Source organism: Pseudoalteromonas pernae (assembly GCF_039831865.1).
Taxonomy (GTDB): Bacteria; Pseudomonadota; Gammaproteobacteria; order Enterobacterales; family Alteromonadaceae; genus Pseudoalteromonas; species Pseudoalteromonas pernae.
In genome coordinates this window covers 20243-43809 of the sequence record NZ_JBDODM010000002.1, presented here as the reverse complement: position 1 = coordinate 43809, position 23567 = coordinate 20243, and the positions used below count along the sequence as shown (strand labels likewise).

At 46.3% G+C, this 23567-nt stretch carries 21 protein-coding genes; 14 read left to right on the top strand and 7 right to left on the bottom strand.

The window, feature by feature from the left end:
* The first annotated feature begins 12 nt into the window (after nucleotides 1-12).
* The 4 genes from prpB (at nucleotide 13) to prpF (ending at nucleotide 5932) form a co-directional block, all read left to right on the top strand.
* Nucleotides 13-891 (top strand): methylisocitrate lyase, encoded by an 879-nt coding sequence (gene prpB / locus V1358_RS04280; RefSeq protein WP_347392723.1) that lies wholly within the window; start codon nucleotides 13-15, stop codon nucleotides 889-891.
* A gap of 36 nt (nucleotides 892-927) precedes the next feature.
* Nucleotides 928-2052 (top strand): bifunctional 2-methylcitrate synthase/citrate synthase, encoded by a 1125-nt coding sequence (gene prpC / locus V1358_RS04275; RefSeq protein WP_347390752.1) that lies wholly within the window; start codon nucleotides 928-930, stop codon nucleotides 2050-2052.
* 76 nt (nucleotides 2053-2128) lie between these two features.
* Nucleotides 2129-4720 (top strand): Fe/S-dependent 2-methylisocitrate dehydratase AcnD, encoded by a 2592-nt coding sequence (acnD, locus tag V1358_RS04270; RefSeq protein ID WP_347392722.1) that lies wholly within the window; start codon nucleotides 2129-2131, stop codon nucleotides 4718-4720.
* Nucleotides 4721-4765: 45 nt separating this feature from the next.
* Nucleotides 4766-5932, top strand: coding sequence for a 2-methylaconitate cis-trans isomerase PrpF (gene prpF, locus V1358_RS04265; protein ID WP_347392721.1), 1167 nt, complete (start codon nucleotides 4766-4768; stop codon nucleotides 5930-5932).
* Nucleotides 5933-5995: 63 nt separating this feature from the next.
* On the opposite strand, the gene V1358_RS04260 is transcribed toward prpF, so the two are convergent.
* Complete coding sequence (locus V1358_RS04260; RefSeq protein WP_347390749.1) at nucleotides 5996-6397, bottom strand: hypothetical protein; 402 nt, start codon at nucleotides 6395-6397, stop codon at nucleotides 5996-5998.
* Between the two features lie 174 nt (nucleotides 6398-6571).
* Between V1358_RS04260 and V1358_RS04255 the strand changes: the two genes are divergently transcribed.
* Complete coding sequence (locus V1358_RS04255; protein WP_347393160.1) at nucleotides 6572-7324, top strand: Nif3-like dinuclear metal center hexameric protein; 753 nt, start codon at nucleotides 6572-6574, stop codon at nucleotides 7322-7324.
* Here V1358_RS04255 and V1358_RS04250 read toward each other — a convergent pair.
* From V1358_RS04250 to V1358_RS04235, 4 genes are all read right to left on the bottom strand, one after another.
* The gene (locus V1358_RS04250; protein ID WP_347390748.1) at nucleotides 7321-7890 is read right to left on the bottom strand and encodes a hypothetical protein; all 570 of its coding nucleotides are present in this window, start codon (nucleotides 7888-7890) and stop codon (nucleotides 7321-7323) included. The genes V1358_RS04255 and V1358_RS04250 overlap by 4 nt on opposite strands.
* Before the next feature lie 2 nt (nucleotides 7891-7892).
* Nucleotides 7893-8555: a hypothetical protein gene (locus tag V1358_RS04245; RefSeq protein WP_347392720.1), complete on the bottom strand. Its 663-nt coding sequence runs from the start codon at nucleotides 8553-8555 to the stop codon at nucleotides 7893-7895.
* Nucleotides 8556-8626: 71 nt separating this feature from the next.
* Nucleotides 8627-9211: a DUF2589 domain-containing protein gene (locus V1358_RS04240; RefSeq protein WP_347390746.1), complete on the bottom strand. Its 585-nt coding sequence runs from the start codon at nucleotides 9209-9211 to the stop codon at nucleotides 8627-8629.
* A 253-nt stretch (nucleotides 9212-9464) separates the two neighbouring features.
* Nucleotides 9465-10355 (bottom strand): LysR family transcriptional regulator, encoded by an 891-nt coding sequence (locus tag V1358_RS04235; RefSeq protein ID WP_347390745.1) that lies wholly within the window; start codon nucleotides 10353-10355, stop codon nucleotides 9465-9467.
* Nucleotides 10356-10654: 299 nt separating this feature from the next.
* On the opposite strand from V1358_RS04235, the gene metE reads away from it, so the two are divergent.
* The 3 genes from metE (at nucleotide 10655) to V1358_RS04220 (ending at nucleotide 15150) form a co-directional block, all read left to right on the top strand.
* Nucleotides 10655-12925 (top strand): 5-methyltetrahydropteroyltriglutamate--homocysteine S-methyltransferase, encoded by a 2271-nt coding sequence (gene metE / locus V1358_RS04230; protein WP_347392719.1) that lies wholly within the window; start codon nucleotides 10655-10657, stop codon nucleotides 12923-12925.
* 121 nt (nucleotides 12926-13046) lie between these two features.
* The gene (gene pyrC, locus V1358_RS04225; RefSeq protein ID WP_347390743.1) at nucleotides 13047-14090 is read left to right on the top strand and encodes a dihydroorotase; all 1044 of its coding nucleotides are present in this window, start codon (nucleotides 13047-13049) and stop codon (nucleotides 14088-14090) included.
* A 220-nt stretch (nucleotides 14091-14310) separates the two neighbouring features.
* Nucleotides 14311-15150, top strand: a complete 840-nt coding sequence (locus V1358_RS04220) for an isopenicillin N synthase family dioxygenase (RefSeq protein WP_347392718.1) — start codon at nucleotides 14311-14313, stop codon at nucleotides 15148-15150.
* Between the two features lie 56 nt (nucleotides 15151-15206).
* On the opposite strand, the gene V1358_RS04215 is transcribed toward V1358_RS04220, so the two are convergent.
* Together V1358_RS04215 and V1358_RS04210 are read right to left on the bottom strand one after the other, a co-directional pair.
* Nucleotides 15207-15965 (bottom strand): DUF3307 domain-containing protein, encoded by a 759-nt coding sequence (locus V1358_RS04215; protein WP_347392717.1) that lies wholly within the window; start codon nucleotides 15963-15965, stop codon nucleotides 15207-15209.
* Nucleotides 15958-16581, bottom strand: coding sequence for a hypothetical protein (locus V1358_RS04210; protein WP_347392716.1), 624 nt, complete (start codon nucleotides 16579-16581; stop codon nucleotides 15958-15960). Before V1358_RS04210 ends, V1358_RS04215 begins: the two co-directional genes overlap by 8 nt.
* Nucleotides 16582-16965: 384 nt before the next feature.
* Here V1358_RS04210 and nagK point away from each other — a divergent pair, with 384 nt between their 5' ends.
* From nagK to V1358_RS04180, 6 genes are all read left to right on the top strand, one after another.
* The gene (gene nagK / locus V1358_RS04205; protein ID WP_347390739.1) at nucleotides 16966-17877 is read left to right on the top strand and encodes an N-acetylglucosamine kinase; all 912 of its coding nucleotides are present in this window, start codon (nucleotides 16966-16968) and stop codon (nucleotides 17875-17877) included.
* Complete coding sequence (nagA, locus tag V1358_RS04200; RefSeq protein WP_347392715.1) at nucleotides 17877-19007, top strand: N-acetylglucosamine-6-phosphate deacetylase; 1131 nt, start codon at nucleotides 17877-17879, stop codon at nucleotides 19005-19007. Before nagK ends, nagA begins: the two co-directional genes overlap by 1 nt.
* A 143-nt stretch (nucleotides 19008-19150) precedes the next feature.
* Nucleotides 19151-20290, top strand: a complete 1140-nt coding sequence (gene nagX, locus V1358_RS04195) for a transmembrane glucosamine N-acetyltransferase NagX (protein ID WP_347392714.1) — start codon at nucleotides 19151-19153, stop codon at nucleotides 20288-20290.
* Between the two features lie 210 nt (nucleotides 20291-20500).
* Complete coding sequence (nagB, locus tag V1358_RS04190; RefSeq protein ID WP_347392713.1) at nucleotides 20501-21295, top strand: glucosamine-6-phosphate deaminase; 795 nt, start codon at nucleotides 20501-20503, stop codon at nucleotides 21293-21295.
* Between the two features lie 111 nt (nucleotides 21296-21406).
* Nucleotides 21407-22327: an NAD(+) diphosphatase gene (gene nudC, locus V1358_RS04185; RefSeq protein WP_347392712.1), complete on the top strand. Its 921-nt coding sequence runs from the start codon at nucleotides 21407-21409 to the stop codon at nucleotides 22325-22327.
* Nucleotides 22324-23493, top strand: a complete 1170-nt coding sequence (locus V1358_RS04180) for a cystathionine beta-lyase (RefSeq protein ID WP_347392711.1) — start codon at nucleotides 22324-22326, stop codon at nucleotides 23491-23493. The genes nudC and V1358_RS04180 overlap by 4 nt, the downstream gene beginning before the upstream one ends.
* The last annotated feature ends 74 nt before the right edge of the window (nucleotides 23494-23567 follow it).

The following is a 23567-nucleotide window of genomic DNA, read 5'->3' as shown; positions in this document are numbered from 1 at the left end:
CAGGAGTTAACCATGTCCGCAGGAAAGAAATTTAGAGACGCCCTAAAGGCGAATCAACCGTTACAAATCGTCGGCACTATTAATGCCTACTGTGCAATGATGGCGAAACAATTAGGTCACCAAGCAATTTACCTCTCAGGTGGTGGTGTGGCGAATGCATCATACGGATTACCAGATTTAGGTATGACATCGTTAAACGATGTGATTGCTGATGTACAACGTATTACCTCAGCGTGTGATTTGCCTCTTATGGTCGACATCGACACGGGTTGGGGTGGCGCATTCAACATCGCTAAAACTGTGCGTGACATGGAAAAAGCCGGCGCTGCCGCAGTGCATATTGAAGACCAAGTAGCGCAAAAGCGTTGTGGTCACCGTCCTAACAAAGAAATCGTCTCTGTTGATGAGATGGTCGACCGAATTAAAGCGGCCGTTGACGCCCGCACTGACGAAAACTTCTTCATCATGGCACGTACCGATTCGTTTGCTCAAGAAGGATTAGAAGCAGCGATTGAGCGTGCAAAAGCCTACGTTGCAGCGGGAGCCGATGGTATTTTCGCAGAAGCAGTGCAAACCGAAGAGCATTACCGCGCATTTGCGAACGCGCTAGATGTGCCGATTCTTGCCAACATCACTGAGTTCGGTAAAACCGAACTGTGGAATGCCAAAGAGTTAGGCGAATGGGGTGTAGACATGGTGCTTTACCCACTTTCAGCTTTCAGAGCGATGAACAAAGCGGCAGAAAATGTTTATAAGTCAATTTTAGAAAATGGCGATCAAAAAGCCGTCATAGACACCATGCAAACTCGTATGGAGCTATACGATTATCTTGGCTATCACGAATACGAACAAAAGCTCGACTCACTTTTTGCTCAAGGCAAAAACAAGTAAACGAGTTTCAACAGGACAAAATTCAGGAGAATAACAATGGTAGATAAAGCACTCGGCGGCGCAGGTTTGCGCGGACAAGAAGCAGGTCAAACAGCACTTTGTACAGTAGGTAAAACAGGCTCAGGCCTTACATATTGTGGTTACGACATCAGTGAGTTAGCTGATAAAGTTCAATTCGAGGAAGTAGCATTTTTGCTTTCTCGCGGTGAATTACCTAATGCGGGTGAGCTGGCTGAGTACAAAGCTAAATTGAAGTCACTACGTGGTTTGCCAGAAGCGTTGAAAACAGTACTTGAAGCAATTCCGAAAGACGCGCACCCAATGGATGTAATGCGTACGGGTTGTTCAATGCTGGGCAACTTAGAAATGGAAACCGACTTTGACCAAGCGAACAACGCGATTGACCGCATGGTTGCCGTTTTCCCAAGCATCATTTGTTACTGGTACCGCTTTAGCCATGATGGTGTACGTATTGACGTTGAAACAGACGATGATTCTGTTGGCGCGCACTTCCTGCACCTTTTACACGATAAAGCACCATCGCAGCTCTTTGCTGATGTAATGAATGTGTCGCTTATCCTTTATGCTGAGCACGAATTCAATGCGTCAACGTTCACTGCTCGTGTTTGTGCATCAACGCTTTCAGACATTCATTCATGTGTAACTGGCGCAATCGGTTCGTTGCGTGGCCCACTGCATGGTGGTGCAAACGAAGCTGCAATGGAGCTGATTGAACGCTTTACAAATGCTGATGAAGCAGAGCAAGCATTGATGGGTATGCTAGAGCGCAAAGAGAAGATCATGGGCTTTGGTCATGCAATCTACCGTGAAAGTGACCCGCGTAACGTGATCATCAAGAAGTGGTCAGAGCGTCTGGCACAAGAAGTAGGCGATGACGTGCTGTACCCAGTGTCTGTGCGCTGTGAAGAAGTAATGTGGCGTGAGAAGAAATTATTCTGTAACGCTGATTTCTTCCATGCATCGGCTTATCACTTCATGGGTATTCCAACCAAACTGTTTACACCTATCTTTGTAATGAGCCGTGTTACAGGTTGGACTGCGCACGTGAAAGAGCAACGTGCTAATAACCGTATTATCCGTCCAAGTGCGGGTTACATTGGCCCAGAAGCACGTCCAGTGCCAGAGCTAAGCGCGCGCTAATCGCGTTTAGCCATCTTGCCTTTAGGTGCGGTGTAGTCTTTACCGCACCATACTCAATCGCAATGTAGAGAAGATTATGAATACCCAATACCGTAAAACGCTGCCGGGTTCTGAGTTGGTTTATTACGATACTCGCGCGGCAGTTGATGCAATCGAGCCAGGTGCCTATGACGGCCTTCCATATACTTCAAAAGTACTCGCAGAGAACCTTGTTCGTCGTTGTTCACCACAGACTCTTACGCAAAGCTTAGAGCAACTTATTTATCGTAAGCGTGAGCATGATTTTCCTTGGTTCCCTGCACGCGTTGTGTGCCACGATATTCTTGGACAAACAGCGCTGGTGGACTTAGCGGGCTTGCGTGATGCAATCGCAGCAAAAGGCGGCGATCCAGCAAAAGTAAATCCAGTGGTACCAACGCAACTTATTGTGGACCATTCATTGGCTGTTGAAGCGCCGGGCTTTGACCCTGATGCCTTTGAAAAGAACCGTGCAATTGAAGACCGTCGTAACGAAGACCGTTTCCACTTTATTAACTGGACGAAAACAGCGTTTAAAAACGTTGATGTGATCCCGCCGGGTAACGGCATCATGCACCAAATCAACTTGGAGAAAATGTCGCCGGTTATCCAAGTGCGCGATGGTGTGGCTTTCCCAGATACGCTTGTAGGTACAGATTCGCACACACCGCACGTTGACGCACTGGGTGTAATCGCTGTGGGTGTGGGTGGTTTGGAAGCTGAAAGCGTAATGCTAGGTCGTGCTTCTTATATGCGTCTGCCTGATATCATTGGTGTGGAGTTAACTGGTAAGCCGCAACCTGGCATTACCGCTACAGATATCGTTCTTGCGCTAACAGAGTTCTTGCGCAAAGAGCGAGTAGTCTCAAGTTACCTTGAGTTCTTCGGTGAAGGCGCCTCGCACTTAACACTGGGCGACCGTGCCACTATTTCGAACATGACACCAGAATACGGCGCGACTGCGGCGATGTTCTACATTGATAAGCAAACGATTGATTATCTAACGCTTACCGGTCGTGACGATGAGCAAGTGAAGTTGGTTGAACAATACGCCAAAGAAACAGGGTTGTGGGCCGATGCAATGACAGGTGCACAGTACGAGCGCGTATTGACGTTTGATTTGTCTGCTGTGGGCCGTAACCTCGCTGGCCCATCTAATCCACACGCACGTTTAGCGACGGCTGATTTACAAGCGCGTGGTATCGCCAAACCGATTGAGCAAGAAGAAGGCAAAATGCCTGATGGTGCGGTGATCATCGCAGCGATCACCAGTTGTACCAATACGTCTAACCCACGCAATGTGATTGCGGCCGGTTTACTTGCACGCAACGCCAATAAATTAGGTTTAGTGCGTAAACCTTGGGTGAAAACCTCTCTGGCGCCGGGCTCAAAAGCGGTGAAGCTGTACTTAGAAGAGGCTAATTTGCTGCCTGAACTAGAGCAACTTGGTTTTGGTGTAGTTGGCTTTGCCTGTACTTCATGTAACGGCATGAGTGGTGCACTTGACCCTGTTATCCAACAAGAAGTCATTGAGCGTGACTTATACGCCACAGCGGTGCTATCTGGTAACCGTAACTTCGATGGTCGTATTCACCCGTATGCCAAACAAGCATTTTTAGCGTCACCGCCTTTAGTTGTGGCTTACGCAATTGCCGGTACGATTCGTTTTGATATCGAAAAAGACGCGCTTGGCTATGACGAGCAAGGTCAAGCTATTACCTTGAAAGACTTGTGGCCGACGGACGAAGAAATCGATGCAGTCATCGCCAACAGCGTGAAGCCAGAACATTTCCGCCAAGTGTATGAGCCAATGTTCGACTTAGACGTTGATTACGGTGAGAAGAACAATCCATTGTACGATTGGCGTGAGATGAGTACCTATATTCGTCGTCCGCCATACTGGGAAGGTGCCTTGGCAGCTCCACGTACAATGAAGGACATGCGCCCACTTGCGGTACTCGGTGATAACATCACCACCGATCACTTATCGCCTTCGAATGCTATTTTAGCAAGCAGCGCCGCAGGTGAGTATCTTGCGAAAATGGGGCTACCAGAAGAAGACTTCAACTCGTACGCAACTCACCGTGGCGATCACCTCACTGCACAACGTGCAACATTTGCGAACCCGAAACTGTTCAATGAAATGGTGCGTGATGACAATGGTGAAGTGAAGCAAGGCTCATTGGCACGTATCGAGCCAGAAGGGCAAGTGACACGCATGTGGGAAGCGATTGAAACCTACATGGAGCGTAAACAGCCGTTATGTATCGTTGCTGGCGCCGATTATGGTCAAGGTTCAAGCCGTGACTGGGCTGCTAAAGGCGTCCGTTTAGCGGGCGTAGAAGTCATTATTGCCGAAGGCTTTGAGCGTATTCACCGTACTAACCTAATTGGTATGGGCGTATTGCCACTAGAATTTATTGCCGGTGAAAACCGCAAGACGTTCAACCTCGACGGTAGTGAGACGTACACTGTGGTTGGTGATCCTGCACCGGGCTCGCTTATGCAGGTGGAGATCACTCGCGCCAATGGTGAGCAATTTACAATTTCGACAAAGTGTCGCTTGGACACCCAAGAAGAATTGTCGATCTACAGCGCAGGCGGTGTATTGCAGCGCTTTGCTCAAGACTTTCTTGAAGGTTCAGTGTAATCAGTAAAAAGTGGGCCTTAAGTGCCCACTTTTTTGAGGTTTTATATGACACAGCAATTAAAAATTCCAGCCACCTACATGCGCGGTGGTACTAGCAAAGGCGTATTTTTCGCGTTGCATGATTTGCCTGAGCAGGCACAGCAGCCGGGTGAATATCGTGATGCATTGCTGCTACGAGTAATTGGCAGCCCTGATCCATATGGTAAACATACCGATGGTATGGGCGGCGCTACTTCGAGCACCAGTAAAACTGTGATTTTGTCCAAAAGCGACAAATCGGATCACGATGTGGATTACTTGTTCGGGCAAGTAGCTATCGATAAGCCGTTCATTGATTGGAGTGGTAACTGCGGCAACTTAACAGCTGCGGTGGGTGCATTCGCTATCAATAACGGCCTCGTTGAACCATCACGTATTAGTGAAAATGGTATCACTGAAGTACGTATTTGGCAGGCTAATATCCACAAAACCATCGTTGCCCATGTGCCCATGCGTGATGGCATGGTACAAGAGCTCGGTGACTTTGAACTCGATGGCGTTACTTTCCCTGCAGCGGAAGTTAAAGTCGACTTCCTTGCTCCTGTTGGCGATGGTGCGGTACTGCCTACAGGCAATTTAGTTGATACTTTAACGATACCTGGCGAAGGGGACCTACAAGCAAGTTTTATCAATGCGGGTATTCCAACCATCTTCGTTAATGCCAGCGAGTTGGGTTACTCAGGTGCTGAGCTGCAAGACGATATCAATAATGATGAGCAAGCGTTAGCACGGTTTGAGCGTATTCGTGCATACGGCGCAGTGCAAATGGGACTTATCAAGGATATTGAAGAAGCAAAAACTCGTCAGCACACGCCAAAAATAGCCATGGTTGCGCCTGCGAGCAGCTATGTTGCCTCAAGTGGCAAAGCCATTGATAAAGGCGATATCGATGTGCAAATTCGCGCACTGTCGATGGGTAAATTGCACCATGCCATGATGGGTACGGCCGCAGTTGCGATTGCCACTGCTGCTGCTATTGAGGGGACGCTTGTGAATCAAGCTGCAGGTGGTGTGGCTCGTGAATCACTGACCTTTGGTCATCCATCAGGCACTTTGCAAGTGGGCGCATCAGTCAATATGAACGATGGTCAATGTGATGTGCAAAGCGTAAGCATGAGCCGCAGCGCTCGACGCTTAATGGAAGGCTGGGTTCGCGTACCAGAGCCACAATAGCCTGAGCACTAGACATAAAAAAAGCCGCTACATAGCGGCTTTTTTTTAGAAGCAGAAGGTGAATTACACAACACCGCGTGGTAGGCGACAATCGTGATCTTTCTCTGCAAGCTCTTTAATCCACAACTCTTCAGCAGTGAAACCATCTTTGTTTTCACTCACTACAGTGAAGGCAGCTTTTTTCTCGGTAGATTTTGCCGCAGGTGCTGCTTTTTTAGTTGTTGTTTTTTTGCTTGCTTTGGCTGGAGCCTTTGCAGGTGCCTTCGTTTCTGCTTTTGCGACTGCTTCTGTTTTACCAGAAGTGAGCTCTTCAGTTAGTGCAGCTACGTCAGCTAGGCGCAAATTTTTGCCACCGTCGATGCTGTACCAGCCAGGTTTAGTTGTGATTTCTGGCTTTTTGCCATTCGCCGCTTCATAAGCAGCTTCAAAAGCAGCTAACACTTCTGTTTTGTCTAGTTTACTCATTAAAAGATCCTAGTCGTTAACGCAGGTTAATTTTATTACAAGTTTATATTTATACCCATTTGTCCCAAGTTTTTCAATTTTTTGTGGCGAAATAGCTAATTTCCTTTATTTTTTATCGCGCAAACGGGACAATTTACACCTATACAAGGGTTAAACTCAGCGCTCGAGGTAATGATGAAACGCAGTGAACTTTTAGCATTTTTAAACGAAACGTTGGCACCAAATCAAATCAATGATTTTTGTCCAAATGGTCTGCAAATTGAAGGCAAAGATCAAATTAGCAAGATAGTCACAGGCGTTACTGCCAGTCAGGCGCTCGTTGACAAAGCTGTTGAGTTAAACGCCGATGCGCTAGTGGTCCACCATGGTTATTTTTGGAAAGGTGAATCGCAAGTCATTACGGGGATGAAACAACGTCGTATCAAGGCGCTACTCGATGCTGATATCAATCTTATTGCATACCATTTACCACTTGATATTCATCCACAGCTAGGTAACAACGCTCAATTGGCTAAGCTTCTAGGGATTGAATTGCAAGGCGCAATGGAGTCATCAGCTGTTAGCGTGCCTGTGTGGGGCAAGCTCATAAATCCAGTGACGGGAGGCGAGTTTGCAAAACGCATTGAGTCAGTATTAGGCCGAGCGCCACTGAGTTCACTTGTGCGCGATGAAGTGATTGAAACCATTGGGTTGTGTACCGGTGGCGGCCAAGGGTATATCGACCTAGCGGCACAACAGGGATTGGATGCGTATTTGACTGGCGAAGCGTCAGAGCAAACAATTCATAGCTCGCGCGAGCAGGGCATCGATTTCTTTGCCGCAGGCCATCATGCCACAGAGCGCTATGGCGCTAAGGCATTGGGTGAGCATATCGCGGAACATTTCGGTGTTGATGTCACCTTTGTAGATATTGATAACCCGGTTTAATCAACGGGATCCACAATCATATTGATCAGCAAGTGTTGCAGCAAGTAGCGCCTATCAGTGGCGCTCAAGCTTGCTTGCAAATACAAATACATAGATTTCGTCTCAGGATGCTCTCCTAGCGTTTGCCATATTGAATTAAGGTACGCAGTCGTCATGTTTTGTACGATAGGCATGGGTTGCTTGGCAAAGACCAAAGCAAGCAGTTGGGCTAATTTCTCATTTGCAGCGCTAAAGCGTGTGTCGATCCGTTCGAGCTCTGTGTTCAATATAGTGTCTGCTTGAGTGAGTAAGGATGCAGCCAAAGCGCGTTTGCCTTTGCGCTTGCTTCTAGATGAGTTGTTTATTTTTTCATCTTCATAGCCATCATCACTGGCTTCCAACAACCCACGTAACGATGCCAAGGTTGATACCAGAGGGCTGCGCATGGGTTCAAGTTTTAGTTCTGTTTGCTTGAGCCACAAGGCTACATCGAAGACATAACTGGGATCCTGAGCTAAGTATTTATCACTCAACTGAGGCAGCAATAGTAGCTGGGCAATAATCGTTTCCTTGATCACCGATTGCATAGTTACTCCGGCATCAACTTCGATTTTTTCGTGCCATGCTCAATGCTGGTGGCCCATTCCAAACCTTCTTCACGTATCGTGATATTGAGACGAATAGCATTTTGCGGTGTAGCGGACTCTTTCACTTTTGAGCTGACCACGCTGGTAATGATACCCGGAGGTAAAGATTGTGATTTCAACGCGATAGATGAAACGTGATGACGGACTTGATGGTTTACGGCCTCTAGACGCTCAAATGGAATATCTCGATCCGAACCACTTTTCTTCAATGCTTTTTGAAACGCATCGTCTACTGCTCTAACGATACTTTCTTTGGTGAGCCGAACGTCACTACTGCGCTGGCGTTCGGTCACATTCTCCAGAGCTAATTTAGCTTCTTTGTCGAAATTACTTTGAAAAGTTTTGGTGCGACTGAGTATATCTTCATCATCAAGCGATTTCTTGAGTTGTGTCATCAGCGCTGTGTGGATAGTTCGGGCGCTGTCGAGCTCTGCTACTTTCGCGGGCGTATGCTTATCGATGGTGATAGGCATATCAATCGTCAACTCTGGTACTCTGACACGGGGTAAACTCATACCTTCTAGCAGTGGATGATCTTTATAATATTCAGCAACCGCCGCCGTTTCTTCATCAGCAAGACGGCGGGCATGAACCAAACTAATCATCAAGGATCCCAATACTTCACTTAATTCAGACATACAATCTTCCTAATCATTTTCAATAAGTAATAATGCGTTTAAGGATTGGCCTGAGACTCTACTTCGGTGATTGAATTCTCTAGAATCCCGAGTAGTTTCTCAGTCCCGGCGGGAAGTTCGTCTTGCACTGCACGTACGTTTACGGACAAGCTGTAAGTTCGCTCAATCTTTGAAGAACTTGAAGACGATTTCTTGTACGAATAACTGGCACTGAGTTTTGCTGAAACTGGACCCCATCCAGCTTTCACAGACAGCTTAGTGTTTAAGTCATGTGATGAGGAGGTCGTTGATTGCTGCACTGAGTTGATTTTTGCATTAAATGCAATAGTGGTTTCCTCTACACGGATAAATGGAATGGGTAGCATAGTTAAAATGGGGACTGTAAGGTCAAATTTCTTCGGCTCGGTGCCGGTTACTTCCCCTTGCTCATTCCTTTGCTCGATAGCCTTCATATAGCTGAAGGTGATCATCGTCGGTTCATTGGTATCTGCATCGAAACCAACGGCTTTTATAAAATCGACAGATGTCTGTGCTGATTGGGCTTGAGCACGAACCACTGCATTAAGTGGCCCGCCGATCATAGACTCAAAGTCTATGCTGGATAGTTCGTCGCCAATGGCCATAATTACGCTCCTTTATCAGGCGAAATATGAACCCGAAACTGACTTCCTGATCGGGACTGATGTGTGCGTGGAGCACTCTTAAGGTATAGAGCAAAGCTTAAGTTTTTGTAATGTTATTTTAACTTTTCATTTACAAAAATAAGGGGTTTAATCGTAAGTTGCTGAATCCTAGGTAACAAAATTTTATTACAAAGTATTTCAGTATTTGTGCAAGGAAAAAGGGCACCGTGTATGGGTGCCCAATCGAATAGGATTATTTACGGGTGTTATTTTGCTTACAAGTATTTAGGAAGTGGCGATAAACAGGATTGTCTTTCATGTCCTTTTTCATCGCTAAATACATAGGTCGGTTTAGCCCCAAAGCGCCTAACGGAATTGATTTAATCAGCCCTTGAGACTCATAAGGGGTGACTAACCAATCAGGTAGAGCTGCTACGCCCATACCCGCACTCACTAGCTGAAAAATAAGTAAACCTTGGTCAACTGTTTTCAAGGTGCCATCAAAGCGCGCGTTTTGGATAAAGTGCTTGAATATGTCTTGTCGCTCCCGAGGAATTGGATAAGAAATAATGGTCTCATCTTTCAAATCCAAGGCGGTGACATAGGCTTTGTTCGCTAAAGGATGGTCGGGCGCGACAATCAACTTCAGTTTAAAATCAAACAAATGGGCATATTCAAGTTTATCCGGGTCGCGGATATCTGATGTCAGTACGAGATCCAAATCTCCCGCCAAGAGTTCAGGAATAGCGTCATAGCTGAATCCACGTTCGTAGTCGACGTGAATATCAGGCCAGAAGTTATTGAACTCCTTAATTGTTGGCAGCAACCAATGAAAACAGGCATGACACTCTACGCTGAGGCGCAGTGCAGAGATTGGCTGGTTCAAACTTTCTTTTAAGCGGCACTTGGTTGCTTCCACTTTTGGCAGCACATCATGAGCAAGCTCTAATAACAACATCCCTTGCGGCGTAAAGCGTACAGGATGAGTTTTACGTTCAAACAGCTGGCAATCTAACTTGTTTTCTAAGTCTTTGATTTGGTGTGAGAGGGCTGACTGAGTTAAAAACAGTTCACGCGCGGTATTTACGAGAGAGCCAGTCTCTTTCAAGGTGGCAATGGTCTTAAGGTGTTTTATATCTATCATCTTTAGTTATTCTCATAAAAACGTGAACGATTTCGATTAATTCAGTAATTAGAATAAAATCTATTGGACACTTTAAAGTCTAGACGTCCAAAAATCCATAGTTTTTGTAATGTTCTCGCTAATAAAATATAAAATTTACTGTTTTTCATGTTCAATTTTAATCTATCAGTGGCTAAGCATAGCCAATCATTATTCCAACCTTGAATTTATTTCAAATTAAATGTGAATAAGCTTCGTTTGTCTGAATCACATTCAGCCGATATCGTTTGGCCATCTAAACATCCAATCGGAGAAGAGTGATGGCGTATACACATAATTTAGGATTCCCTCGCATCGGCAAACGCCGCGAGTTAAAGTTTGCAGTTGAGTCATATTGGGCTGGAGACATTAATCAAGCAGAGCTGCACAATAGAGCAGCGGCAATTCGCCAAGAAAATTGGGCTTTGCAAGCGCAAGCTGGCGTAGACTTATTACCTGTGGGTGATTTCGCTTGGTACGATCACGTGCTTTCAACCACTTTATTACTAAACGCGATTCCCAAGCGCCACCAAAGTGATAACAGCAACCCGCTAGACACGCTATTTAGAATTGGCCGTGGCAGAGCGCCCTCAGGCTGTGCATGTGCAGCCAGTGAAATGACCAAATGGTTTAATACTAATTACCACTATATCGTGCCTGAATTGCACGCAGGGCAGGAGTTCTCATTGGGCTATAGTGAGTTGTTCGCTCACGTTGAAGAGGCAAAAGCCTTAGGTCATAACGTTAAGCCAGTATTATTGGGTCCTGTTACTTATCTGTACCTAGCGAAATGTGATGGCGAAGAGTTTGATAAGCTCACTTTGTTGCCAAGCTTGTTGGCAGTTTATGGGCAGGTGCTGAACAAGTTAAAAGCATTGGGTGTTGAGTGGGTGCAAATTGACGAGCCAATCCTTACCTTGGAGTTGCCAGAGGATTACCTGCAAGCACTTGCCCAAAGTTTTACGCATTTATCAAAACATCAACTGAAGTTACTACTGGCTACTTACTTTGATGAGGTCAATCAGTACTTAGAAAACATCCAATCCTTTGCTGTGGATGGGGTGCACTTTGATGTGGTGAGCAACAATGCTGACTTATCTGCCTTGGATGAAGTAGTGGGCCAGGAGCGTGTACTCTCTTTAGGTATCGTTAACGGGCGCAACGTATGGCGTACAGACTTGGAAGCAGTGTATGAGCGCATTCAAGCATTAAATGAGAAGCGTGGCGATACTTTGTGGCTGGCACCTTCGTGTTCGTTATTGCACTCACCTGTGGACTTAGAACAAGAGCAACAACTTGATGATGAGTTAAAAAGTTGGTTAGCATTTGCGGCGCAAAAGTGTGCAGAGTTGGGTTTAGTCAAAGAAGCATTGGCACAGCAATCCAACATAGCCCTAGTTGAATACAGTAAAGCGGTGAAGCACCGTGCTCAATCAACACGAGTGAACAATGCCGATGTGCAAGCGCGAGTTAAATCACTCACGGCCAATGATGGTAAGCGTCACAGTAAATTTGCACAGCGTATTGCCCTACAGCAACAAGCTCTGAATCTGCCGCTGTTGCCAACCACCACCATTGGCTCCTTCCCGCAAACTCAGGACATTCGCCAGACTCGCCGCGATTTTAAAGCCGGGCGTATTAGCAATGCTGAATACGAACAAGTAATGCAGGAACAAATACAGTTTGCAGTAGAGCAGCAAGAAGCGCTCGATATTGACGTTCTTGTGCACGGTGAAGCAGAACGTAACGATATGGTTGAGTACTTTGGTGAGTTACTTGAAGGGTTTGCGTTCACCCAATTTGGCTGGGTGCAAAGTTACGGCAGCCGCTGTGTTAAGCCACCTATTATTTGGGGGGATGTGTCTCGCTCCCAGCCAATGACGGTGCGCTGGACGCAATATGCACAGTCACTCACTGACAAATATATGAAAGGCATGCTTACAGGTCCTGTAACCATTTTATTTTGGTCATTCGTACGTGACGATTTAGATAAGCCGAGTATTGCTAATCAAATCGCTTTGGCGTTGCGTGACGAAGTGGTGGACTTACAAAACGCCGGTATTAAGGTAATTCAGATTGATGAACCTGCATTTCGAGAGGGTATGCCGCTGAAGCAAAGTCAATGGCAGGCATACCTTGATTGGGCGGCGTATGCATTTAGAGTCAGTGCCAGCGGCGTAGAAGATGCGACGCAAATTCACACGCACATGTGTTACAGCGAATTCAATGACATCATTGGTGCGATTGCCGACATGGATGCGGATGTGATCACCATTGAAACATCGCGCTCAAACATGGAATTGCTATCAGCGTTCGAGCATTTTGATTACCCGAACGATATTGGCCCAGGTGTGTATGACATTCATACCCCTAACATTCCAGACGTATCTTGGATGAAAGCGCTAATCCATAAAGCTGCCCAGAAAATTCCGGCGCGACGTCTGTGGGTGAACCCGGACTGTGGCTTGAAAACACGAGGTTGGGAAGAGACCAAAGAAGCACTTAATAACATGGTTATCGCTACTAAAGAGCTGCGCAAAGAGCTCAGTTAGGTAAAAAACATTATCAGCACAGTGGGGCAATGTGCTCCACCTGCTGATTTACGCCCGCCAACGCTTTACATTGTGAGCCTTCCCCCCTAAGATCACACAAATTTTTCAGTGGACAAGAGCAATGACAAGTACAGAGCAACGTATTACCCTTACCCGCCCGGATGATTGGCACATTCACTTACGTGATGGCGAACAGTTGAAAGACACAGTTCGTGACGCGAGTCGTTATATTGGCCGCGCTATCATTATGCCTAACCTTGTACCCCCTGCGACTTGCACTGATACCGCGCTTGCGTATCGCGATCGTATTATGGCTGCGGGCCCTCAAGCTCATTTTGAACCACTGATGGTGCTTTATCTCACAGATAACACTACACCTGATGAAATTCGCAAAGCGAAAGCAACAGGCAAAATCGTCGCCGCTAAGCTGTACCCTGCGGGCGCCACAACTAACTCAGCGTCTGGCGTAACAGACATCGAAAACATTTATCCAGTGCTTGAAGCAATGCAAGAGGTAGGCATGCTGTTACTGGTTCACGGTGAAGTGACTGACTCAAGCATCGATATCTTCGACAGAGAAAAGGTCTTCATCGAGACTAAATTGAAAAAAGTGGTTAGTGACTTCCCTAATTTGAAAGTGGTGCTTGAGCACATTACAACTGCGGATGCGGTTGAATTTGTTAAGTCTGCGTCGGACAACGTTGCTGCAACAATTACAGCGCACCACTTGCTGTATAACCGTAATCACATGTTAGCCGGTGGTATTCGTCCACATTACTACTGCTTACCAATTCTCAAGCGTAATACCCATCAGCAAGCTTTGATTGAAGCTGCGACTAGCGGTAGCCCTAAATTCTTTATGGGTACGGACTCTGCGCCACACCTTAAAGATAAAAAAGAAGCGGCATGTGGTTGTGCGGGCGCATACACAGCTCATGCTTCGTTGGAATTGTATGCAGAAGCATTTGAACAAGCGAATGCGCTGGACAAATTAGAAGGCTTCGCAAGTCACTTTGGCCCAGACTTCTATGGTATTGCTCGTAACACAGATACCGTTACTTTGGTACGTGAGCCGTGGGAAGTACCTGCAAGCTATCCACTAGGTGAAGACAAGGTGATCCCAATCTGTGCTGGTGAAACACTGAATTGGCAAGTTAAAGACTAATCTAATAACTTGTCGTTAATGAATGAGCCCAGTATTAACTGGGCTTTTTTATGTCCGTCGACGCCTCAACCCTTGTGCTTGATTTGGATCAATCAGCCGCGAGGTGCTATATCATTACGGACAAATGTCCTTAGGATCTAGGGTGGCTTTGACTAAGCTCTGGCCCTAAAATTAAGCACATAAGGTGCTTTAAGCGCTACAACTAACAGGTGAATTAACCATGCACTTACCAACAGTGGACTATCAATCGCCAACTGCTCCTGCAGAATTCGTTGAATCTCTTCGCAATACGGGCTTTGGTGTTTTAACTAACCACCCAATTCCTCAGTCGCTGGTGGAGTCAATTTACAAAAATTGGCAGGAATTCTTTAACTCAGAGCAAAAGCATGAACTTTTGTTTGATAAAGACAACCAAGATGGTTATTTCCCACCTGAAGTAAGTGAAGTGGCGAAGGGCTTTAAAGTTAAAGACATCAAAGAATACTACCATGTCTACCCGAAAGGTCGTGTCCCTGAGCAATTAGAAGCTGAAATTCGTGAGTACTATCGCTTAGCGAATGAGTTTGCCAGCGAACTACTAAGCTGGGTACAAGAGTGTGCACCTGCGGATGTTCAAGCTAAGTTCTCAATCGACTTAAAAGATATGATCAAAGACTCTGAGCAAACCCTGCTGCGCATTTTGCATTACCCGCCTATGACAGGTGATGAAGAACCTGGCGCTATTCGTGCTGCTGCGCATGGCGACATCAATTTATTGACTGTTCTTCCTGCTGCCAACGAGCCCGGTTTGCAAGTGCAAAAAACAGACGGTGGTTGGTTAAACGTCCCCAGTGATTTTGGTAACCTGATCATCAATATTGGCGACATGCTCCAAGAAGCGTCTGGTGGTTACTTCCCATCAACGATTCACCGTGTAATTAACCCAACGGGTAAGGCGTCGACCAAATCACGTATTTCATTACCGTTGTTCTTACATCCACGCCCTGATGTGGTGTTGTCGGAGCGCTATACTGCAGATAGCTACCTGCAAGAGCGTTTACGCGAGCTAGGTGTTAAATAACCTCAACGAAGGTGAGCGATTTTTAAAAGCCCGGATTGACCGGGCTTTTTTGTGTTCTAAGCTAGGCTAAACCTCGCCAATAAACCAATTGCCATAGTAAAAACCACACTCAGTAAGGTGCCGAGCATCACGTATTCAGTGAGGTGTTTTTCTTTGGCGTTGGTTAAATCGCCAAAGCGGAATACTGATTTGGCCGCGAGCACAAAGCCGACTCCCGCTAACTCATCAATCAGGATAAAGGTTAACATCAGCGTGCGCTCCAGTAAGCCAATACTATGACCCGCTTGGGGTAAAGCACCAAACGCTGAATTGCTTGATGATTGCGGCAATTGCCAGCGCTCCAATAGCATGCGTATTGCTACAGAGCAGGGATTAAGGACAAGCAGGTAGGCAAGTAAGACCACATAACTATCGCTTGAGCTTGTCAACTCAGTGAGCCATTGCATGATAGGGTCATGCTCATTGAGGTACAAACACACCGTGATGATCACCACAATATGCGCAATCTGGTCGATAAAAAATGGCACAATACCACCGCGCGTATAGGACTTCGCAACATCAATAAGCCAATGGGTTACCATGATCACCATCGTTGCGCTGATAACCATCAACCATTCCCCCAAACCGAAATAGCACTCCCACAACATTACAACCACTGCTGTTAGCGCTGCGTGTGTGAGCGTATGCAGCATCAGCTTGGTGGATTTGAAGTGACGGCTGTTTCTATCTAGCACCCAGCTCATGGGTTGCAGATAAAAGTCAGCAATAAAGTGGGTGAGTAAAAGACCCAAAAGTAGGGCGATTTGATCATCCATGAGAGAACTCCTTCGTAGCGACTGCGATAAAACCATCTACTAAATGATAGCGACCCGCGTTGAGTAACTTTGTCACATTTTCTCGTGAGCTTTGCAACTGTTGGGCGATGCTGGCGTGGTCGTTGTGTTCTTGCCAGCAATATAAATAAAGGGCTTGTGCCTGCTTTTGGCTTAGCGATGAGACGATATTATCAAGAAATTGCACGTTCAACATGAAACTAGGGCTCAGGGTTTGCTCGCACAGTGATAATCTAAATCGCTGCTGTTTCATTTCGTCCAAGCCTTTACCTGAGAGTATCAATGCTGGTCCCGTTGCGGTTTTAACATCGCCACGGAATTGGCTGACATCCCCCCATGCTTCACTAATACGTGCGTCTATTCCGTGAGAACGTAAAAGTAAACGCAGCAATAAGGAACTTTGCAACGGGAACGTTTGGGCTTTGAAGATACATTGAAAGGCATCCCCACGAAACATATCGAATTGACCGTCAAAACGTTCACACAATGTTGAGAGCCCTTGCTCAAGTGTGCCTAGCATTGATTCATACTGCGTTGACTCATAGCGGCTAGAGCCAACTAAATCGCCGCTGATCACGGCATATTGAGATGCTTTCATTAGACCTCTGTAAGTTAAAATGGTTACAAAACACAAAGTAACTAAAATTGGTTACTTAAATCAATGTAACTAAATTTAGTACCTAACTGTCTGTTACACAAGTACTGAGGTAAAATTGACATTGAAATAATTTATTCATGATGTATCTTTTAAGAGAACTCTACTATTCTGCACTGAGTCTATAAGAGTCTCGCGCAAACTATATTTTTCATTATTTCAAGTGGTTAGATAAAAGGTGATGTTTTTCTAGCTAAATTTTAAAAAAGTTAATGACAACGCTGTCATTTATTGTGTAACATAAATTCAACATGGTTGAAAAAGTGTTGTAAGTAGCGCGAGAGCGTGGAGCAAAGCAACTACAAAAAGGGTTAGGGGTCTTCAATAATGGTAGACGGTGCAAGTCAGAAGCAACTTTTTATCGGTATCGACGGTGGTGGAACCAAATGCCGTGCGACCATATATTGCGCTGAGCGCGGGATTTTAGGAACCGGCTTAGGTGGACCTGCTAACCCGTTGCACGGTTTAGAACGCACACTTGAGTCAATCATGGTGTCGACGCAACAAGCACTCAGAGACGCAGGATTGAGCTTACAAACGGTACACACCTTGGTTGCCGGATTGGGCTTGGCGGGTGTGAACTTACCAACCCTGTATGAACAGATCAGTGAATGGCAACACCCATTTAAAAAAATGTACCTCACCACCGATTTACACACTGCCTGTATTGGCGCACACGAAGGTGAAGATGGCGCAGTCATTATCACCGGCACGGGCTCATGTGGTTTTGCTTGTGTAAACGGTGAAAGCGTGAATTACGGCGGTCATGGCTTCGCCCAAGGTGATAAAGGCAGTGGCGCTTGGCTCGGTTTAGAAGCGCTCAAGGCGGTACTGCTTGATCTTGATGGTCTTGGGCCACACACGCAATTAAGTGCATTATTCAAACTGCACTTTAATACTGATTCAGGTATGGGTATCGCGGAGCAAATGGCGGGTCAGCCTTCAAGCAGTTACGCCAAGCTGGCGAGAATGGTACTTGACGCAGCAGATAAAGGCGACCACGTTGCAAACGCAATTGTTAAAGATGGAGCGCATTACATCAGTATGATGGCGAAACGATTGTTAGAAGTGAACCCACCGCGTTTATCGATGATAGGTGGGCTTGCCCAGCCTCTTCAGAAATGGCTTGATGTCGATGTTGCTAAAAAAGTGCAACATCCAAAGCAACCACCTGAGTTGGGTGCGGTATACTTCGCCCAACAGTCATTAGCAAACGAGCAGCAAAAGGTTGCAAATTAATGAGCACAGTATTTCACGCCCAACGCCTGTTTGATGGCGAACGTTTTGTCAACGAAAGCTACTTCAAAGTGGTTAATGGGAAACTCGATTTCATCAATGACATCGCTCCAGACGCAGATATCACCGAGTTGTCAGGTTTGGTGGTCCCAGGGTTTATCGACGTGCAGGTCAATGGCGGTGGCGGCGCGTTTTTTAATGCTGAGCAAAGTGTTGCCTGTTTAGCAAAAATTGCCCAAGCACATGGGCAGTACGGTTCTACAGCGAATATGCCAACGTTAATTACCGATGACATTGAAGTGATGCGCCGCGCGGCAGACGCCGTTGCTCTCGCTATTGCTGAGCAAACGCCAGGTATACTTGGGGTGCATTTTGAAGGCCCACATTTAAGCTTTCCTAAAAAAGGCACCCACAGTGAGCAGTTTATTCGCCCAATCTCAGAAGACGAATTTGCCATTTATGGCCGTGACGACCTAGGGCTGAAAATGGTGACCTTGGCCCCTGAAAATGTCAGTGTCAATGACATAAAGCGCCTTGTTTCTTTGGGGGTAAAAGTCTCGCTAGGCCACACCAATGCAGACTACGCGACAACGATGGCGGCTCTTGATGCAGGTGCGGATGGCTTTACTCATTTATTTAATGCGATGTCAGCATTTACGTCTCGTGAGCCGGGCGTTGTTGGTGCTGCACTGTGGCATGACACGAGTTGGTGCGGCCTTATCGTGGATGGCCATCATCTTCACCCTGATTCAGCAAAATTAGCGATTCGCACTAAGCAACGTGGCAAGATTATGTTAGTGACCGACGCGATGCCACCTGTAGGCACGGATGCAACGGAATTTGATTTCTTCGACGGTCGTAAAGTTTATCGCACTGGCGATCGTTTGAATTCAAGCACAGGTGAGCTAGCAGGCAGTGTACTAGACATGGCTTCAGCGGTGCGCAACACGGTGAATACGCTTGATGTAGCGTTGCCTGAAAGTTTACGTATGGCAAGTTTGTATCCCGCGCAATACCTCGGTTTAGAGCGTAGTAAAGGGCGCTTGCTTCAAGGTTACGACGCAGATTTTGTGGTGCTCGATGACGCGCTCTATGCACAAGCAACCTATATTAGCGGGCAAGTGATTGCTTGAGTGCCGAAACAGATTGATTAACTGATCCCTGGAGACCCCGCATAGCAGTACCGCGGGGCTTTTTTCATTGAATGACCATGGATAGGTGAGCAACGCATTGCGAGATATACACGGGACGAGCAGGTCCGAGGTAGTGAGATAATATGACAACAACAAGCGACAAGAATGATAAGAAGCCACGTTTAGCATCGTTAGATGCATTACGTGGTTTCGACATGTTTTGGATATTGGGCGGGCAGGCGATATTTGCCGCATTGTTTGTGTTAACTGGTTGGCAAGGCTGGAAAGCATTTGAAGCGCACACTGTGCATGTACCATGGCACGGATTTACCTTTTACGACCTCATTTTCCCACTGTTTATTTTTCTATCCGGCGTTGCAATGGGCTTAAACCCGCGTCGTATTGATCAGCTCCCTCTCAGCGAACGAATGGTGTTTTATAAAAAAGCATTGAAGCGTTTGGCGATTCTTATTGGCTTGGGTGTTCTGTATAACCATGGTTGGGGTACTGGCATGCCCATGGCATTAGATGAAGTGCGCTATGCCAGCGTCCTTGGTCGCATCGCCATCGCGTGGTTCGTGGCAGCCATGCTGGTGTGGCATACCTCGTTGCGGACTCAAGCTATTGTCGCGGTGGCAATATTAATTGGTTACTGGATTTGGTTATGTTTCATTCCCGTGCCAGGTGGCATCGCTGGCGATTTAACGCCTGAGGGTAGCTGGAATGCATGGGTCGACCAACGTTTACTTCCTGGTATTATCCATCGCAATGGGCCACTGGACCCTGAAGGTTTGTTGTCACAGATCCCCGCAGTTGCTAACGCTATTCTCGGTGTATTTGCAGGGCAGCTGATTGCTAAAGCACACAAATATGGCCAGTGGAAAGTAGCGGGCGCGTTGTTTATTGCTGGTTTGCTTACACTCGCTTTGGGTTGGTTGTGGGACATGGCATTCCCCGTGAACAAGCGTCTATGGACCAGCTCATTTGTATTGGTCACTGTTGGGTGGAGCGCCATTTTACTTGCCGCGTTTTATGCTTTTGTCGACATTATTGGCTTTAGAAAGAGTGTCTATCCATTTGTCATTATTGGTGCAAATTCCATTATTATTTACTTGGCATCAAGCTTAGTAAATTGGAGTTACATTTCTAAGAGTGTATTTGGTGGTGTGGTGCGCGCTGTGCCTGCAGACTGGCAACCCTTGATTGGTGTATTTGCTGTACTGGCAGTGCAATTACTGGTGCTACATTGGATGTACAAGCGCAAAATAATTGTCAGCGTTTAAGCGACAAAAATGCATAAATTAAATACCAAAAAGTGAACAAAATTGTTCACTTTTACTTTACAAGCCAAACTATTTGGACAATAATGACAGCGTTGTCATAATGGTTTGGCCTAATTAAGTATCCCCAATTAGGTTTGATCTATGGTCAAGTCAAATTGCACGGAAACTTGACCATAGGTCCCATTTTTCAATTTAAACAACGAGCTTATTATGCAAATTGTAATTCTAAAAGATGCCACCGAAGTTGCCGAGTACGGCGCCAACCTTTTTGTTAATCAGCTACAAAAGAAGCCTGCGTCAGTATTAGGGCTTGCAACGGGCTCGACACCGGTTGCCTTGTATCAAAATCTCATAGCGCGTAACCACGCTGGCGACATTAGTTTTGCTAACGCAATCAGCTTCAACCTAGATGAATACTTGGGTTTAGATGGCGACCACCCACAAAGTTATCGCTACTTTATGAATCAGCAGTTGTTTAATCATATCGATATCGACATCAATAATACGCATGTACCACCAGGCAATGCCGCTGATCCAATCGTTGCATGTGAAGTGTATGAGCAACAAATCGCGCAGGCGGGTGGCATCGATATTCAACTATTAGGCATAGGGCGTAACGGCCACATCGGTTTCAATGAGCCGTCTTCCGGTTTAACATCACGCACGCGTGTAAAGACTTTGACCAAAGCAACAATTGAGGACAACGCACGCTTCTTTGCTGAAGATGAATATCAGCCGCACTTGTCTATTACTATGGGGATCGGCACGATTCTCGATGCCAAAAAAGTGGTGTTGTTAGCGACCGGCGAAAACAAAGCACAAGCGATTAAAGCCACAGTTGAAGGGCCGTTGACGGCAGCATGCCCAGCGTCTGTGTTACAGATGCATCGCAATGCGGTTATCGTTATTGATGAAGCCGCGTCAAGCCAGCTCGCTGATGTAGATTTTTATAAACATATTGAAGCAGAGAATCAGAAGTTGTTGGCGCGACTGGCAAGAAAGTAACGGATTATTAGTTAGTACAAAAAGCCCTAAATAGGGCTTTTTTTGTCGCTGTTTAGCGCTGGTAAATATGCTAGGGTAGTGCCATCAATTGTTTTCGTTAACTTTTACTAGATGTTGCAATACACCCAACTGCCATTGGACCGTCATTCCAGTGACCGCAAAGATCCCAATTGGCTCATAAATAAAAGACCAGCAGGGCACTTTGTGCTCGTCAATAATGACAAAAATTTGTTTAAAGCTGACAGCCATCAGGCGGCGTATGTCGGTTATGAGTCAGTGAGAAGTTACGATGTTGATAACGCAATCTACTTAGGGGAACATCAAGGCCATCACTACTTTGCGCTTGATGTCAGTGTTGAATTGGCCGACCAAAGTGAATTTGAGCACCATCAATTTGTTGATATTCGTGCGTATGGTCCTGTTGTGGATGCTCATGATGCCGCAATTTTAGTACTTGCGCGCGGGCTATGTCATTGGCATAAAACGCATAAGTTTTGCGGCCGTTGCGGCAGTGAAAACGTGCCAGCAGAAGCGGGGCATGCGCGCAAGTGCAGCAATCAACAATGCCGTCACCTAACCTTTCCTCGCACCGACCCTGCGGTGATCATGCTGGTGCACTACCCATTTGCCGATGGCACAGAGCGATGCCTATTGGGTCGCCAAGCAAGTTGGCCACAAGGTGTGTATTCAACTCTAGCCGGTTTTGTCGACCCCGGCGAAACCTTAGAAGCCGCAGTGGCACGTGAAGTGATGGAAGAAGCGGGGGTCGCTGTCGAGCACCCTCAGTACATCGCTTCGCAGCCCTGGCCATTTCCAAGTTCACTTATGCTGGGCTACATGGCCAGAGCCAAAAGTACAGAGATCTTTATTGACCAAGATGAAATCAGCGAAGCACGCTGGTTTTCGCGTGAAGAATTACGCCAGTTCGGTAATTGGGGTGATGAAGGTGAACATTTAAAACTACCCCGAAAAGATTCAATTTCGAGATACTTAATAGACACTTGGATTGCAAAGAATGAGGACCAAGTATGAAAAAAGAAACCCAGCTGATTAGTGCAGGGCGGAGCAAAAAATACACCCAAGGAGTGGTGAACCCTGTTTTACAACGTGCTTCAACGGTTGTTTTTGATAGTGTCGCTGAATTCAAAGAAGCTGCTAAAAACCGCGGCAATCATGCGCTGTTTTATGGCCGTCGCGGCACCAATACCCACTTCGCACTACAAGAAGCCATTGCAGAACTAGAAGGTGGTGCTGGTTGTGCCTTGTATCCAAGTGGTGCTGCGGCAATTGCTAATACCTTGCTCTCTTTCGTAAAAAGCGGTGACCACATTCTGATGATGGACAGCGCCTATGAGCCGACTCGTGATTTTTGCGACAAAATATTACAAGGCATGGGTGTGTCAACAACCTATTATGACCCAACCATTGGTGCGGGAGTAAGCGAGCTCATTCAAGACAATACCCGCGTGTTGTTTATGGAGTCTCCCGGTTCAATTACCATGGAGGTGCAAGACGTTCCGAGCTTGGTGAAAGCGGCCAAAGCACACGGGCTTATCACTATGTTGGATAACACCTATGGCAATGGTCTCAGTTTTAGACCCTTAGATTTTGGTGTTGATATCAGTATCCAAGCGGCAACTAAATATATCGTCGGTCACAGTGACGTGATGATGGGGGTGAGCGTGGCAACTGAAGAATATTGGCCCACACTGCGTGAAAACTCCTATCTCCTTGGGCAATGTTGTAGCGCCGATGATGCCTACATGGCTTTGCGCGGTCTGCGTACCATGGCGGTGAGGTTGAAGCAGCACGAACAAAGTGCGCTACAAGTCGCCAATTGGCTGAGTGAACATCCATTGGTTGATCATGTTCGCCACCCAGCGTTGCCCTCATGCCCAGGCCATGAGTTTTTTAAGCGTGATTTCAATGGCAGTAATGGCCTGTTTTCTATTGTGTTAAAGCAAGGCAATCAAGATGCTTTGGATGCCTTAGTTGAAGCTTTGCATCATTTCAAAATGGGCTTTTCATGGGGCGGGTATGAGAGCCTAATCACCACCAATCTGACTATGAAAGGGTTGCGCAGCCAAACGGGCTGGAACTTAGGCCCGGTGGTTCGTTTGCATATAGGCCTTGAAGATGTCGAGGACCTCATTGCAGATCTAAGCCAAGGTTTGGATGTTTACGCCAGTAAACTCTAAATCTCTTTGTTGCTGAAACATCTTTTTACAAGCGCTCATACTTTTGAGCGCTTTTTTCATTTATAGTGACAATT

What these genes read in the sequence shown, in the direction of transcription:
- prpB (WP_347392723.1), top strand. Translation starts at nt 13, where the DNA reads ATGTCCGCAGGAAAGAAATTTAGAGACGCCCTAAAGGCGAATCAACCG.
- prpC (WP_347390752.1), top strand. Translation starts at nt 928, where the DNA reads ATGGTAGATAAAGCACTCGGCGGCGCAGGTTTGCGCGGACAAGAAGCA.
- acnD (WP_347392722.1), top strand. Translation starts at nt 2,129, where the DNA reads ATGAATACCCAATACCGTAAAACGCTGCCGGGTTCTGAGTTGGTTTAT.
- prpF (WP_347392721.1), top strand. Translation starts at nt 4,766, where the DNA reads ATGACACAGCAATTAAAAATTCCAGCCACCTACATGCGCGGTGGTACT.
- V1358_RS04260 (WP_347390749.1), bottom strand. Translation starts at nt 6,397, where the DNA reads ATGAGTAAACTAGACAAAACAGAAGTGTTAGCTGCTTTTGAAGCTGCT.
- V1358_RS04255 (WP_347393160.1), top strand. Translation starts at nt 6,572, where the DNA reads ATGAAACGCAGTGAACTTTTAGCATTTTTAAACGAAACGTTGGCACCA.
- V1358_RS04250 (WP_347390748.1), bottom strand. Translation starts at nt 7,890, where the DNA reads ATGCAATCGGTGATCAAGGAAACGATTATTGCCCAGCTACTATTGCTG.
- V1358_RS04245 (WP_347392720.1), bottom strand. Translation starts at nt 8,555, where the DNA reads ATGATTAGTTTGGTTCATGCCCGCCGTCTTGCTGATGAAGAAACGGCG.
- V1358_RS04240 (WP_347390746.1), bottom strand. Translation starts at nt 9,211, where the DNA reads ATGGCCATTGGCGACGAACTATCCAGCATAGACTTTGAGTCTATGATC.
- V1358_RS04235 (WP_347390745.1), bottom strand. Translation starts at nt 10,355, where the DNA reads ATGATAGATATAAAACACCTTAAGACCATTGCCACCTTGAAAGAGACT.
- metE (WP_347392719.1), top strand. Translation starts at nt 10,655, where the DNA reads ATGGCGTATACACATAATTTAGGATTCCCTCGCATCGGCAAACGCCGC.
- pyrC (WP_347390743.1), top strand. Translation starts at nt 13,047, where the DNA reads ATGACAAGTACAGAGCAACGTATTACCCTTACCCGCCCGGATGATTGG.
- V1358_RS04220 (WP_347392718.1), top strand. Translation starts at nt 14,311, where the DNA reads ATGCACTTACCAACAGTGGACTATCAATCGCCAACTGCTCCTGCAGAA.
- V1358_RS04215 (WP_347392717.1), bottom strand. Translation starts at nt 15,965, where the DNA reads ATGGATGATCAAATCGCCCTACTTTTGGGTCTTTTACTCACCCACTTT.
- V1358_RS04210 (WP_347392716.1), bottom strand. Translation starts at nt 16,581, where the DNA reads ATGAAAGCATCTCAATATGCCGTGATCAGCGGCGATTTAGTTGGCTCT.
- nagK (WP_347390739.1), top strand. Translation starts at nt 16,966, where the DNA reads ATGGTAGACGGTGCAAGTCAGAAGCAACTTTTTATCGGTATCGACGGT.
- nagA (WP_347392715.1), top strand. Translation starts at nt 17,877, where the DNA reads ATGAGCACAGTATTTCACGCCCAACGCCTGTTTGATGGCGAACGTTTT.
- nagX (WP_347392714.1), top strand. Translation starts at nt 19,151, where the DNA reads ATGACAACAACAAGCGACAAGAATGATAAGAAGCCACGTTTAGCATCG.
- nagB (WP_347392713.1), top strand. Translation starts at nt 20,501, where the DNA reads ATGCAAATTGTAATTCTAAAAGATGCCACCGAAGTTGCCGAGTACGGC.
- nudC (WP_347392712.1), top strand. Translation starts at nt 21,407, where the DNA reads ATGTTGCAATACACCCAACTGCCATTGGACCGTCATTCCAGTGACCGC.
- V1358_RS04180 (WP_347392711.1), top strand. Translation starts at nt 22,324, where the DNA reads ATGAAAAAAGAAACCCAGCTGATTAGTGCAGGGCGGAGCAAAAAATAC.